Source organism: Cereibacter sphaeroides 2.4.1 (assembly GCF_000012905.2).
GTDB lineage: Bacteria > Pseudomonadota > Alphaproteobacteria > Rhodobacterales > Rhodobacteraceae > Cereibacter_A > Cereibacter_A sphaeroides.
Map to the genome: position 1 here is coordinate 24,205 of NC_007493.2, position 12,974 is coordinate 37,178.

The 12,974-nt window shown below is 67.3% G+C and carries 12 protein-coding genes; 11 read left to right on the top strand and 1 reads right to left on the bottom strand.

Annotated elements, in window-relative coordinates:
- The first annotated feature begins 88 nt into the window (after positions 1-88).
- The 7 genes from RSP_RS00105 to ltaE all read left to right on the top strand — a co-directional run bounded on the left by RSP_RS00105 (position 89) and on the right by ltaE (position 7,335).
- Positions 89-1,345, top strand: a complete 1,257-nt coding sequence (locus RSP_RS00105; RefSeq protein WP_011336743.1) for an ABC transporter substrate-binding protein — start codon at positions 89-91, stop codon at positions 1,343-1,345.
- Positions 1,346-1,433: 88 nt separating this feature from the next.
- Complete coding sequence (locus tag RSP_RS00110; protein WP_002722079.1) at positions 1,434-2,324, top strand: carbohydrate ABC transporter permease; 891 nt, start codon at positions 1,434-1,436, stop codon at positions 2,322-2,324.
- Positions 2,321-3,169: a carbohydrate ABC transporter permease gene (locus RSP_RS00115; protein ID WP_002722082.1), complete on the top strand. Its 849-nt coding sequence runs from the start codon at positions 2,321-2,323 to the stop codon at positions 3,167-3,169. Before RSP_RS00110 ends, RSP_RS00115 begins: the two co-directional genes overlap by 4 nt.
- Before the next feature lie 19 nt (positions 3,170-3,188).
- Complete coding sequence (locus RSP_RS00120; RefSeq protein ID WP_011336745.1) at positions 3,189-4,292, top strand: ABC transporter ATP-binding protein; 1,104 nt, start codon at positions 3,189-3,191, stop codon at positions 4,290-4,292.
- Positions 4,289-5,230: an N-acetylglucosamine kinase gene (locus tag RSP_RS00125; RefSeq protein ID WP_011336746.1), complete on the top strand. Its 942-nt coding sequence runs from the start codon at positions 4,289-4,291 to the stop codon at positions 5,228-5,230. Before RSP_RS00120 ends, RSP_RS00125 begins: the two co-directional genes overlap by 4 nt.
- A 26-nt stretch (positions 5,231-5,256) precedes the next feature.
- Positions 5,257-6,261 carry an SIS domain-containing protein gene (locus tag RSP_RS00130; protein ID WP_011336747.1) on the top strand — a complete coding sequence of 335 codons (1,005 nt, stop codon included), beginning with the start codon at positions 5,257-5,259 and terminating at the stop codon, positions 6,259-6,261.
- Positions 6,262-6,315: 54 nt separating this feature from the next.
- Complete coding sequence (gene ltaE / locus RSP_RS00135; RefSeq protein ID WP_011336748.1) at positions 6,316-7,335, top strand: low-specificity L-threonine aldolase; 1,020 nt, start codon at positions 6,316-6,318, stop codon at positions 7,333-7,335.
- Positions 7,336-7,519: 184 nt separating this feature from the next.
- Here ltaE and RSP_RS00140 read toward each other — a convergent pair whose 3' ends face one another.
- Positions 7,520-8,290, bottom strand: a complete 771-nt coding sequence (locus tag RSP_RS00140) for a DeoR/GlpR family DNA-binding transcription regulator (protein WP_011336749.1) — start codon at positions 8,288-8,290, stop codon at positions 7,520-7,522.
- Between the two features lie 272 nt (positions 8,291-8,562).
- Between RSP_RS00140 and RSP_RS00145 the strand changes: the two genes are divergently transcribed.
- The 4 genes from RSP_RS00145 (at position 8,563) to RSP_RS00160 (ending at position 12,974) form a co-directional block, all read left to right on the top strand.
- Positions 8,563-9,357 (top strand): inositol monophosphatase family protein, encoded by a 795-nt coding sequence (locus RSP_RS00145; RefSeq protein ID WP_011336750.1) that lies wholly within the window; start codon positions 8,563-8,565, stop codon positions 9,355-9,357.
- Positions 9,358-9,429: 72 nt separating this feature from the next.
- A complete protein-coding gene (locus tag RSP_RS00150) occupies positions 9,430-11,004 on the top strand; it encodes an ABC transporter substrate-binding protein (RefSeq protein WP_009562511.1) in 1,575 nt (524 codons plus the stop codon).
- A gap of 78 nt (positions 11,005-11,082) precedes the next feature.
- On the top strand, positions 11,083-12,063 hold the full coding sequence (locus tag RSP_RS00155; RefSeq protein WP_002722098.1) for an ABC transporter permease: 981 nt from the start codon (positions 11,083-11,085) through the stop codon (positions 12,061-12,063).
- Entirely contained in the window at positions 12,063-12,974 is a 912-nt protein-coding gene (locus tag RSP_RS00160; protein ID WP_011336751.1) for an ABC transporter permease, read from the top strand. Before RSP_RS00155 ends, RSP_RS00160 begins: the two co-directional genes overlap by 1 nt.

The following is a 12,974-nucleotide window of genomic DNA, read 5'->3' on the forward strand; positions in this document are numbered from 1 at the left end:
GCTTGCTTGCCCGACTTAGTTTGTTAGGCTGCCTAATAATAAGGGTCAGCCGGCGAACGCGCTGACGGGGTCACGACAGGAGAGATCAATGACCATGAGGACAACCGCCGCCAGCCTCCTTGCGCTGGCCCTCGCCTCCGGCGGGACTGCGGCCGGCGCGCAGACCCTCGAATACTGGGTCTATTCCGATTTCGCGCAGGGTGAGGCGCTGGCGCTGCAGCAGGACTTCATCAAGGAATTCCAGGAGTCTCATCCGGGCGTGACGGTGAACATCGTCGGCAAGGGCGATGACGATCTGACCGCCGGTCAGATCGCGGGGGCGGCCAGCGGCAACCTGCCCGACGTGTTCATGAACGCGGTCGGCGTGGGCGCGCAGCTGGTCGATGTCGGCGCTCTGGCGAACATCCACGACAAGTGGATGGCCATGCCCGAGGAGTTCCGCGCCCAGTTCAACAAGGGTGCGGTCGAGAATTGCGCGCCCCGCCCCGAAGAGATGTACTGCATTCCCTACACCGGCTATGGCACGCTGCTGTTCCGCAACCTGACGGTGCTGGAAGAGGCCGGGATCGACACTTCCGCCCCGCCCGCCGACTGGGCCGACTGGCTGGCGCAGATGGAGAAGGTGAAGGCCGCGGGCAAGTTCGCCATTCCCGATCAGGCGCTGGTCTTCAACTCGATCGCCGAGATGTATGGCGTGACGGGCGATGTCTCGACCTGGGGCATCGACTGGGAGAGCAAGACCACGCGGATCGACCCGGCGGTGATGACCTCGGTGCTGGAGAAGTTCGTGGCGATGCAGCCGCTGACCTCGGGCACCAGCCGCAACGATCAGGCCACGAAGGATCTGTTCGTCACCAATCAGCTGGCTTTCCACACCATCGGTCCGTGGGTGAACCCGACCTATGTCGAGGCGGTCGAGAACTCGGGGCTGAAGTACGATTTCGTGCTGATGCCCGGCGAGACCGCCGACAAGCACGGCGGTATCAAGAACTTCGAGATCGTGGGCGTCGCCCCGGGCGAAAACCTCGATCTGGCCTTCGAATTCGCGACCTACATCACCGCCAAGGAGCAGATGGCCCGCTGGGCCAAGCTGCTGTCGCGCTACAATTCGAACGATGCCGCGATGGCCGAGGCCGATGTGGCAGCCCTGCCGCTGGTCGCCCGGTCGGTTGCGGCGGTCGAGGTGACGATGGATGTGAGCCCGCCCTATCTGATCCAGCCGGTTCCTGCCTGCTACCAGTCGACGGTGGTCGATTATGTGTCCGCCACCGCCGATGGCGAGTTCACGCCCGAAGAGGGGGCGGCGGAGATGATCGCCGAGCTGAACGACTGCCTCGCCGGCTGACCCCGTCCGAACCGAGCCCCCTGCCGCCCCGGCGGCGGGGGGCGCCCGACGCCCCGCCTCGGGGCGGATGCTCCTTCATGGGGAAACGATGCGAGTCCTGCGCCACCACCTGCCCCACTTCCTGATGATCGCACCGTTCCTCGTGCTGTTCGGCGCCTTCTTCCTCTATCCCATCCTCAGCGGGCTCTATTACAGCTTCCACGACTGGAACGGTGTGCGCGAGCCGGTCTATGTCGGGCTGGAAAACTACACGAGGCTGCTCGGATCGCGCGACTTCTCGCGCGCGATGTGGAACCTGTTCCAGTATATCGTCATCACGGTGCCGCTGGGGCTGACGGTCGCCTTCTGCCTTGCGCTGCTGGTCGACAGCTTCACCGGGCGCTGGGCCAACTTCTTCCGCAACGCCTATTTCCTGCCGGTGGTGCTGCCTGCCTTTCTGGCGGCGACGATCTGGCGCTGGATCTACGCGCCGAACTTCGGCCTCCTGAACATGATGCTGGGCTGGGTCGGGGCAGAACCCGTCAGCTTCCTCAATGACACGAGCACCATGCTCTATGCGCTGATCGCGGTGGATGTGTGGGTTTCGGCCGGCTTCAACATGGTCATCATCCTGGCGGGGCTGAAGAACATTCCCGCCGATCTCTACGAGGCCGCGCGGCTCGACGGCGCCAGCAAGCTGCAGCAGGTCATCCACATCACCCTTCCGATGCTGGCGCCGGTGCTGTTCTTCGTGCTCACCTATGCCGTCATCTCGGCCATGCAGGTCTTCGACACGCCCTGGCTGCTGACCGGTTCCTCCTTCTCCGAATATGGCGGACGTCGCGGGGCGCTGCTCTTCCCGGTCATGGACATGATGGGGCGTGCCTTCGGCGGCGTGCAGTTCGGCCTCGCCTCGGCCTACGGCTTCCTGCTGACCATCGCCATCATCGCCGTCACCGCCCTTCTCTTCGCGGTCCGCACATGGAGCAATCGCCGATGACTTCTGCAGCCGCTGCGCGGATTTCGGTCTGGACCGTCCTGAAATGGGCCATAGCCATCGCGATCGCCGTGATCACCATCTTTCCGATCTGGTGGATGATCAACGTGGTCTTCTCGCTGCCGGGCGAGCCGGTCGCCATCAACCCCCGGCTCTGGCCCACTTCGCTGTCGGCCGGGCTCGAGAAGATCGAGATGATCTTCACCCAGACGGGCTACCTGCGCGCCTACGGCATCTCGCTGGCCTATGCGCTGCTCACGATCCTCGGCGTCCTCTTCATAGGCTCGCTCGCGGCCTTCGAATTCGCCCTGTTCGACTTTCCGGCCAAGGGCCCGATCTTCGGCATCGTGATGCTGTCGCTGATGGTCCCCACCGCGGTGACCATCATCCCCACTTACCTGCTGACCTCGAACCTCGGCTGGCTGAACTCGCTGCAGGGGCTGGTCGTCCCCGGTCTCGCCTCGGCCTTCGGCCTGTTCATGCTGGTGCAGTTCATGCGCGCCATTCCGAAGGACATGATCGAGGCCGCGCGTCTGGATGGGGCCGGGCATTTCCAGATCTACTGGCATGTCGCGCTGCCGCTCTGCCGCAACGCGCTGGTCACGCTGGCCATCCTGACCTTCATGCAGACCTGGGGCAATTACATGTGGCCGCTGATCGTGACCACCTCGCCCGAGATGTACACGGTCGGGCAGGTCGTGGGCATGTTCAACGCCCCCCTCTCGCACCAGACGGTCGATGTCGTGATGACCGCCAACCTTCTCGCCGCCGTGCCGCCGCTGCTGTTCTTCCTCATCTTCCAGCGGAAGATCGTCGAGGGGATCGCGATGTCGGGCACCAAGGGCTGACCCGGAGCTAGACGAACCCATGGCCTTTCTAGAAATCAGATCCCTCTGCAAGAGCTTCGAGTCCTATCCCGTTCTCAAGGATATCGACCTGTCGATCGAGAAGGGAGAGTTCGTGGTCTTCGTGGGCCCCTCGGGCTGCGGGAAATCCACGCTGCTGCGCATGATCACCGGGCTCGAGACGCCCACCTCCGGCACCATCGCCATCGAGGACGAGGTCATCAACGACGTCGATCCCGCCCGGCGCGGCACCGCGATGGTGTTTCAGTCCTATGCGCTCTACCCGCATATGACGGTGTTCCAGAACATCTCCTTCGGGCTGCGCATGTCGCGCAAGCCCAAGGCCCTGATCCGCGAGCGGGTCGAGAAGGCCGCGGCCATCCTGCGGCTGGACAAGCTGCTCGACCGCAAGCCCGCCCAGCTGTCGGGCGGCCAGAAGCAGCGCGTCGCCATCGGGCGGGCCATCGTGCGCGAGCCGCGGGTCTTCCTGTTCGACGAGCCGCTCTCCAATCTGGATGCCGAGCTGCGCGTGCAGATGCGGGCCGAGCTTCTGGAACTGCACGAGCGCCTCGGCACCACGATGATCTATGTGACCCACGATCAGGTCGAGGCGATGACGCTGGCCGACAAGATGGTGGTGATGAGCGGCGGCAGGATCCAGCAATACGGCCGCCCGCTGGACCTCTATGACGATCCCGACAACAGGTTCGTGGCGGGGTTCGTGGGGTCGCCCAAGATGAACTTCCTGTCCGCCACCGTCACCTCGGCCGGAGCAGAGGGGCTGCGGGCCGATCTGGCGGCGGGCGGGGCGGCGGCGTTGCCCCTGACGGCGGCCCTCGCTCCGGGCGCCCGGATCGACATCGGGATCCGGCCCGAACAGCTCTCCGTGGTCCCGGCCGGCCAGGCACCGTCTGCCGATGCGGTCTCGGTCGCGGGTCGGGTCGCGCTGATCGAGGATCTGGGCGCGGAATCCTATCTGCATCTGCATCTGGCCGATGACAGCCGCATCGGCGTGCGGACGGCGCGTCACGCCGCACATCTGGGCGAAGAGGTGCGGGTTGCCGCCCCCGCCTCGGGCGTGCTCGTCTTCGACGAGGCCGGCGCGCGCCTGCGGGGCCGGGCATGAGCCTGACCGCATATTCCGAAGCGGCCGCTCCGGTGGTGGGCGTCGACATCGGCGGCACCAAGACCGAGATCCGTCTGGCGCGCCGGGACGGGACCCGGCTGGTCAAGCTGCGCGAGACGGTTCTGCCCAGCCACAGCTGGCGCGGGGCGTGCGTGGCCGAGGATGCCGCGAACTTGCTTGCGCAGGTGCATCTTCTGATCGGGGACGAGCCGATCGCGGCGCTCGGTGTGGGCGCGCATGGCTGCGACGACGATGGCGAATGCGAGGCCCTGGCCGCGGCCCTGCGGGCGCGCAGCCCCCTGCCGCTCAGGGTGGTGAACGATGCCGAACTGATGCCGCTGGCCATGGGCCGGGTGGGCCAGATCGGGCTGGTGGCGGGCACGGGCTCCATCGCCGTCTGCCGCGATGCCGAGGGGCGCATGATCTCGGCCGGCGGCTGGGGCTGGCTGATCGGCGACGACGGCAGCGCCGCGGGCCTCGTGCGCGAGGCGGCCCGCGCGGTGGCCGTGGCGCTCGATGCCGGCGCCACGACGGAGGATCCGCTGATCCGCCTGATGTATGCGTCGCTGGGCCAGCCCGACCTGCCGCGCCTCGGCAGCACGCTGGCAAGCCTCGGCTCGGCGGCCGCGATCGGCGCCCATGCCCCTGCGGTCTTCGATGCCTGCGACGAGGGTTCCCCCCTGGCCGCCGCCGTCATCCGGGCGGGGGCCGAGGCGCTGGCGGAGCTGGTCATGAACCTGCAGGTGCGGGGCAGCACCGCCTCGCATGTGGTGGCCGGCGGCAGCGTGATCGTCTCGCAGCCGCCGCTCTGGCGGGCCTTCGCCGCCGCCGTCGCGCAGCGGTCGGAGGGGCAGATCACCCCGCATCTCTTCAACGGTCATCCGGTCGAGGGGGCCTGCCGCCTCGCCGCCGATCTGGTGACGCCCGCCCTTTCCTGAGACATCGACAGCAGAGGAACTCACCCATGAGTTACAGATCCACCATCGCCCGCCAGCCCGAGGCGCTGGCCGACACCCATGCCACCGTTCTGGACCAGCTCGGCGCGGCAGACCTCTCGGGCCTGCTGCGACCGGTGATCGGCGTGACCGGCATCGGGGCGAGCTTTGCCGCCGCCGTCGTCGGGGCGGCCGAACTTCAGGCGCGGGGCCAGCGCGGTGTCGCGATCCGGGCCTGCGATCTGGCCGCGGGCCATGATCTGGCCGATACGCTGGTGGGCCTCTCTGCCGGCGGCCGCAGCATCGAGACGGTGACGGCCTTCCAGAAGCTGCCCTCGGCCAAGCGCATCGGCATCAGCCAGGACGGGGCGGGGCCGCTGGCGGGCGTGTCCGATTTCCACCTGACCATCCGGCAGGGCGCGGATGCGACGCCTTCCAGCGTCGGCTATACGGCGACGCTCCTCGGCATGGGGATGCTGTTCGACCGTCTGCTCGGCGCCGACGGCACCGGCTTTGCCGATCTGCCCGCCGTGGTCGAAGAGGTGCTCTCCCAAGCCGCGGACAAGATGGCGCGCATCGGCACGCAGTTCGCCGACCGCCGGGCGATCGATTGCGTCGGTGCGGGCGCGGCGCTCGGCACGGCCGACGGAGCCTCGCTGCTGATCCGCGAGGCGGCCCGGCTGCCCGCCTCGGCCTACGACACCCGGCATTACCTGCACGGGCCGCTGGAGGCCATGGATGCCACGACCGGCGTCCTGATCATCGGCGACGGCCGCGAGGTGGAGCTGGCCCGGCAGGTGGAGCGGATCGGCTGCCCGGTCGTCCTCGTGACCACCGACAGGTCGGTGCAGGATGGCGATGGCCTGACCGTGATCCATGTGCCGCGCCGCGACAATCTCATCGCGCAGGGCATCGTCGATATTCTTGCGCCGCAGCTGATCGCTGCGCAATTGTCCGATGCGGCGGGGCTGACGGATGTGAAATTCCGCTACCGCATGCAGGACACCAAGGTGAAGACCGACGCGGCGGCCTGAGCCGCTTCTCTCCCCGGCGGAACCACCGCCGGGGCCTTTCAGACAGGACCGATCATGACCATCATCGACGACTTCCGCTCGGACACCGTGACCCGCCCCGGCCCGGAGATGCGGGCCGCGATGGCTGCGGCCGATGTGGGCGATGCGGTCTATGACGATTGCCCCACCACCCTGCGGCTCGAGGCGGTGGCGGCGGAGCGGCTGGGCAAGGAGGCCTCCCTGTTCTTCCCGTCGGGCACCCAGTCCAACCTCGCCGCGATCATGGCGCACTGCGAGCGGGGCGACGAGTTTCTGGTCGGCCAGCAGGCCCATGCCTACCGGCATGAGGGCGGCGGGGCGGCGGTGCTGGGCTCGGTCCAGCCGCAGCCCCTGCCCAATGCCCCCGATGGCCGCATCTCGCTCGATGCGCTCCGCGAGGCGATCAAGCCCGACGACTTCCACTTCGCCCGCACCCGGCTTCTCGCACTGGAAAACACCTTCAACGGTCAGGTGCTGGATCCGGCCTATGTGCAGGCGGCGACGGCGCTGGCGCGGGACCATGGCCTTGCCACCCATCTGGATGGCGCGCGGCTGATGAATGCCGCCGTGGCGAGCGGGCAGTCCGCGGCCACGCTGGCCGCCCCCTTCGACACGGTCTCGCTCTGTCTCTCCAAGGGGCTCGGCGCGCCGGTCGGGTCGGTTCTGGCCGGTCCGCGCCTGGTGATCGAGCGCGCGCGCCGGATCCGCAAGATGCTGGGCGGCGGAATGCGGCAGACCGGCGTGCTGGCTGCCGCGGCCCTCCATGCGCTCGACCGGAATGTCGACCGGCTGGCCGAGGATCACGCCCGCGCGGCGCGGCTGGCCAAGGTTCTGTCCCGCTATCCCGCGCTGGGCTCCGGGCCCGTGCAGACCAACATGGTCTTCATGGCGCCGGACGGGATCGATGTCGCGTCCTTCAAGAGCTTTCTGTCGGCACGCGGCATTGCCATGGGCGGCGGCTACGGCGTCTTGCGCTGGGTCACGCATCTCGATCTGGACGACGCGGCCCTCACGCGCGTCGCCGAGGCCTGCGAAGCCTTCTTCGCCGGAGAGTGATCCGGCAGTCGCCCGGGCCAGCCCCCGACTCGCGCCAAATCCGCGCGCCCCGGTGTCGACGGTCGATCCGTCGGAGCGCCGAGGACGTCGCGTGGGTGTGTTTCGTCTCCCATGCAGGGCGACGCGCCAGCCTAAGGCCGTGAGGCCCGCCGGTCCGGCCCATGGCTGCGGTGCTGCCGAAGGCTCAGGCGCCGGGGCGGATCGGTGCGTAATGGATCTCGCCGCGGGGCAGGCGCAGGCTGCGCTCGGCGGTCTCGTCGGTGACCAGATGGCCGATCTCGTCGAGGCGGCAGATCGAGACCCGGCTTTCGGTGCCGATCTTCTCGGAGTGGCACAGCATGATGCAGTCGCGCGACCGCCGCATCATGGCGCGGGCGACCTCGGCCTCGTGCAGCGCGTAATCGGTGGCGCCGCGGTCGGCATGAAGCCCCACCGGCGAGATCACCGCGTAATCGGCGAGGAAGCGGTCGATCTCCGACAGGGTCATCTCGCCGTAGGTGGCGGGCACATCCGCATGGGGGCGGCCGCCCAGAAGCAGCGTGTCGCAGGTCTGGGCAGGGCCGGTGAGCCGGGCGATCTCGATCGAATTGGTGATGATCCGGAAGTCTCCCACCCGCGCGAGCGCCCGGGCGAAGGCACAGGTGGTGGTGCCCGCATCAATGAAGACGGTCGAGCCGCGCGGGATCAGCGTGGCGGCCAGCGCGCCGATGGCCGCCTTCTTGCCGGCATGGGCGACGAGCCGTTCGGAGAAGGCGGGCTCGGGGGCGATGTCGCGCTCGACCGCAGTGGCGCCGCCATGGACGCGCACCAGAACGCCCTCCTGCTCCATATCGAGAAGATCGCGGCGCACGGTCTCGCGCGAGACGTCGAACATCCGCGCCAGCTGGTTGGTGAAGACACGCCGCTCGACGGCCAGAAGCTCCAGAACCTTGGCATGTCTTTCGTAGGACTGCATCTGCGGCGGCCTCTCGTTACCTGCGACGGACCCTAGCAGGCTCCACCGGATTCGCCACGCGAATGTGGGAATTTTGTGGCATTCGGGACGCGATGTCGCGGAATCTGGCGAAATGCATGCGCATCGGCTGCGCGCCTACCGGCCAAACCCGCTCATTCCACAGGCTTTTTGCGAATTATGAGGGTTTGTGTGCGTTTTTCTTGACATAGGCCAAGCTGCTTGTGGAAGCTGGGGGCAGATCAGGGCGAAATGCAAGACCGAGGTTGGCACTTATGAGCGAATTGGGCGATGCTTTGCGTTTCGCGAATGACACGGCAGACGAGGCGCGCCGCATCGCGCTGAAGCATTTCCGTCAGGCGCTCGATGTCGAGAGCAAGGCCGATGACAGCCCCGTCACGCTGGCCGACCGCGCGGTCGAGGCGCTGATCCGCGACCGGATCATGGCGGCCTTTCCCAACCATGGCATCTTCGGCGAGGAAGAGGCGCCGCTCCGGCCCGACAGCGACCATCTCTGGGTCGTCGATCCGATCGACGGCACCAAGAGCTATGTCACGGGCAATCCGCTGTTCGGGGGGCTGATGGCCCTGCTGAAGGACGGGGCGCCCTGCCTCGGGCAGATCGACATGCCCGCTCTGGGCGAACGCTGGAGCGGGATCGAGGGGCAGGCCACCACCTTCAACGGCCGTCCCTGCCGCACCAGCGACTGCCGGGACCCGGCCGAGGCCTTCGCCTATACGACCGATCCCATGCTGTTCACGGGCGCCGATGCTCAGGTGCTCGAGATGCTGCGCCGGTCGGTGCGGATGCTGCGCTTCGGTGGCGATTGCTATGCCTATGCGCTGCTGGCCTCGGGGCACTGCGATCTGGTGCTGGAGACCGGGTTGCAGCCCTATGACTACCTGCCGCTGGTGCAGGTCATCCGCGGGGCGGGCGGCGTCATCACCGACTGGCAGGGGCAGGCGCTCGGCGTGGGCTCCGCAGGCGAGGTGCTGGCCGCGGCCACGCCCGAACTGCACCGCGCGATGCTGGACAGGATCGAGAGGCTGCGGGCCGGTCAGGCGGCCTGAAGGCAGCGATCCCGGATCAACCGGGGCCTGCCGTCATCACGACGAACGACAGACCAACAAGGAGTGCACGACATGGACAGACGGAGTTTCCTTCGATACGGCGCACTGGCGGGCACGGCCCTCGGCGCGGCGCGCATCAACCCCGACTTCTTCTTCAGCTCCGCCTTCGCGCAGGAGTCCCGCCCGCTGGTGTTCCTCTCGGCCGAGAACATCACCGGCAACTGGGACCCGACCGCGCATACGACGCTGTCGCAGACCAATATCGAGGGCTTCGTCATGGGTTATCTGACCCGGGCCCCGATGCGCCCGGAAGAGCCCGACAAGGTGGTCTATGAACTTGCGACCGAGATCACCGAGCTCGACGCCCACCGGCTGCAGATCAAGCTGCGCGACGGTGTCACCTTCCATGACGGCAAGCCCTTCACCGCCGAGGATGTGAAGGCGACCTTCGAATACGGCGCCAAGCTCGACCGCCCGAAACAGGTCTATCCGGGCGGCCCGGAGACCTTCTCCGTCGAGACGCCCGACGATCATACCGTGATCGTCGACACGTCGAAGGGCGGCTACGGCGCCTCGCTCTTCATCTTCCTGGCCTCCTATCTGCCGATCCTGTCGGCCAAGGACGTGGCCGAAGGCCCGAAGGGCCCGCTGTCGCAGCGGCTGAACGGCACCGGCCCGTTCCGCTTCGTCGAACAGCGCGGCAACGACACGGTGATGGAAGCCTACGACGGCTATTTCCGCGGCGCGCCGAAGGTCACCGGCGTCACCTTCTCGTTCGTGGGCGATGCGACGACGCGGATGCTGTCCCTGATGAACGGGCAGGCCGATGTCATCGAACGGCTGGAGCCTGAGCAGGTCGAAACCCTGCAGGCGCGCGACGACATCAAGATCTCGCGGCTGGTCTCGGTCGAGAACAAGTATCTGTGGTTCCGCTGCTCGAAGCCGCCCTTCGACGACTGGCGCGTGCGCAAGGCCGCCTGCCATGCCATCGATCGCAGCATGATCATGGAGATCATGGGGTCGGCGGGCGAGGCCTCGTCGAACTTCGTCTCGCCGATCAAGTTCGGCTATATCGATCTGGAGAACTACCCCGAATACAATCCCGAGGAATGCCAGCGCCTGCTGGCCGAAGCGGGCTACCCGAACGGCGAGGGCCTGCCCGAGCTGGAATATATCACCTCGACCGGCTTCTATCCCAAGACCAAGGAATATGGCGAGCTGATCGCGGCGCTTCTGCAGGAGCAGGGCTTCCCGGTCACGCTGAACGTGATGGAGGTCGCGGCCTGGAACGAGCGGCTCTACGACCGGCCGGGCGGCGGCCCGGGCCATATGGTCGATTGCGGCTGGTCCACCGGGTCTCCCGAGCCCGATCTGGTCCTGCGCACCCACTTCCACTCCACCGCCAAGCGGATCTGCGGCATCGTCGATCCCGAGATCGACGCCGCCCTCGATGCGGAGCGTGACGCGCCCTCGCTCGAGGCGCGCAAGGAGAGCCTGCAGACCAACCTGATGCCGATGCTGGCCGACAAGGCGCCGGCGCTGAGCCTCTTCACCTCGGTCCTGATCCACGGGATGCGAGCCAATGTGGAGGGACTGTTCATCTACCCGGATGGCCAGTCGGACGCCTCGCAGACCACGCTCGGCTGATCGGCCGGCCGGAGCCCCCCTGACGTCTCCGGGGGCTCCGGCCATCTACGGAACTGCCACGCATCCGGGAGCTTGCCGATGTTCATCCTACGATTCCTCGCGCGGCGACTGGGGCAGGGCGCGATCATCATCTTTCTGGTCTCTGCCCTGATCTTCACCCTGCTGCGCGTCGTTCCGGGCGATCCGGTCCGGCTGATGGTGGGAGGCATGGCCCCCGACACGCTGGTCGAGGAGATCGCGGCCGAGATGGGGCTGCGCGATCCGATCTACGTCCAGTTCGGCCGCTACATGGGGAAGGTGCTGCAGGGCGATCTGGGAGAGTCCTTCGTGCGGCCGGCCAGCGGTGCGGCCGTGGGCGGGGCGAGCTTCGACGACGCCACCCGCGGCGAGCGGGCCAAGGTGCTGGACCTGATCGCCGAAACCGCGCCGATGACGCTGCAGCTCGCGGTGCTGGCCATGGTGTTCGCGCTCATGGTGGGGGTGCCCATCGGCGTCTGGGGCGGGCTCTATCCCGGGCGGCTGCCCGACCGGCTGGCGCTCTATACCTCGTCGCTCTTCGTGAGCCTGCCCAACTTCTGGCTCGGGATCGTTCTGGCGCTGCTTCTGTCGGTGAAGCTGAACCTGCTGCCCGCCATCGGCTATCGCGGCTTTTCCTACACGATCCTGCCTGCGCTGGTGCTGGCGGTCGAGATCGCGCCCTTCATCATCCGCACCCTGACCGTCTCGGTCGCGGGCGTGATGGGCCAGACCTTCATCGACATCGCCCGGGTGCGAGGGCTGTCGCGCAACCAGATCGTCTTCCGCCATGCGCTGAAGAACTCGGCGGTGCCGCTGCTGAACCTGCTGGGCGTGCAGTTCTCGATGCTTCTGGGCGGTGTTCTCGTGATCGAGTTCATCTTCGACTATCCCGGCCTCGGCCTCCTGACCATCAATGCCGTGATGCAGCGCGACTTCCCGCTGATCCAGGGCATCGCAATCGTCACTGCCGCCGTCTTCGTCCTGATCAACATCGCCGTGGACCTTCTGGCCACCGCCATCGATCCGAGGCTCGATTACTGATGACCAGCACCGACCTGCCCCTCGCCATGGCCGTCCCCGCGACCGGGCGCCGCGTTTCCACCCGGATCTGGCAGACCGCCTTCGCCTCGGTCGAGTTCAGGATCGGGCTTGCCGTCTTCGTGCTGCTGCTGGCGGCGGCGCTGCTCTATCCGGAACTGAGCGGCATCGACCCGTCCAAGATGAACATCCGGGCCAAGCTGACCCCGCCCATCTTCATGGGCGAGGGCTGGAGCTGGGCGCATCCTCTGGGCACCGACCAGCTCGGCCGCGACATGCTGGCGCGCGCTCTGGTGGGGTTGCGTTATTCGCTGCTGATCGGGGTCTCGACCACGGTGCTCATGCTGCTCGCCGGCGCGATGATCGGCCTCTTCTCGGGTTATTTCGGCGGGCGCACCGATACCGTGCTGATGCGGCTGACCGATGCGCAGCTGTCGATCCCGATGATCATCCTCGCCATCACCATCCTCGGCGTGTCGCGGCCCACGATCCCTTCGATCATCCTCGTCCTCGGACTGGCGGGCTGGCCGGTCTATGCCCGGGTGATGCGCTCGACCGTGATGTCGGAGCGCCGGAAGGAATATGTGCGCGGCGCCATGGTGCTGGGGGCGACCGACCTGCGGATCATGTTCACCCTGCTTCTGCCGCTGGTGCTGCCGCCGATGGCCTTCGTGGCCGTGCTGGACATCGCGCGGATGATGATCTTCGAAAGCGTGCTGGGCTTTCTCGGCCTCGGCGTGCAGCCGCCCACGCCCACCTTCGGCAATGTCATCGCCGACGGGCGCAAGTATCTGATGAACGCCTGGTGGATCGCCACCATGCCCGGCGTCTTCCTGGTGCTGACCCTCACCAGCATCAACCTGATGGGGGCCGCGCTCGAACGCGCCCGGAACTCGATCTACGGAGGGGCGTGA

Coding starts and splice junctions, on each gene's coding strand:
- RSP_RS00155 (WP_002722098.1), top strand. CDS start 11,083: ATGTTCATCCTACGATTCCTCGCGCGGCGACTGGGGCAGGGCGCGATC.
- RSP_RS00110 (WP_002722079.1), top strand. CDS start 1,434: ATGCGAGTCCTGCGCCACCACCTGCCCCACTTCCTGATGATCGCACCG.
- RSP_RS00130 (WP_011336747.1), top strand. CDS start 5,257: ATGAGTTACAGATCCACCATCGCCCGCCAGCCCGAGGCGCTGGCCGAC.
- RSP_RS00145 (WP_011336750.1), top strand. CDS start 8,563: ATGAGCGAATTGGGCGATGCTTTGCGTTTCGCGAATGACACGGCAGAC.
- RSP_RS00125 (WP_011336746.1), top strand. CDS start 4,289: ATGAGCCTGACCGCATATTCCGAAGCGGCCGCTCCGGTGGTGGGCGTC.
- ltaE (WP_011336748.1), top strand. CDS start 6,316: ATGACCATCATCGACGACTTCCGCTCGGACACCGTGACCCGCCCCGGC.
- RSP_RS00105 (WP_011336743.1), top strand. CDS start 89: ATGACCATGAGGACAACCGCCGCCAGCCTCCTTGCGCTGGCCCTCGCC.
- RSP_RS00120 (WP_011336745.1), top strand. CDS start 3,189: ATGGCCTTTCTAGAAATCAGATCCCTCTGCAAGAGCTTCGAGTCCTAT.
- RSP_RS00160 (WP_011336751.1), top strand. CDS start 12,063: ATGACCAGCACCGACCTGCCCCTCGCCATGGCCGTCCCCGCGACCGGG.
- RSP_RS00140 (WP_011336749.1), bottom strand. CDS start 8,290: ATGCAGTCCTACGAAAGACATGCCAAGGTTCTGGAGCTTCTGGCCGTC.
- RSP_RS00150 (WP_009562511.1), top strand. CDS start 9,430: ATGGACAGACGGAGTTTCCTTCGATACGGCGCACTGGCGGGCACGGCC.
- RSP_RS00115 (WP_002722082.1), top strand. CDS start 2,321: ATGACTTCTGCAGCCGCTGCGCGGATTTCGGTCTGGACCGTCCTGAAA.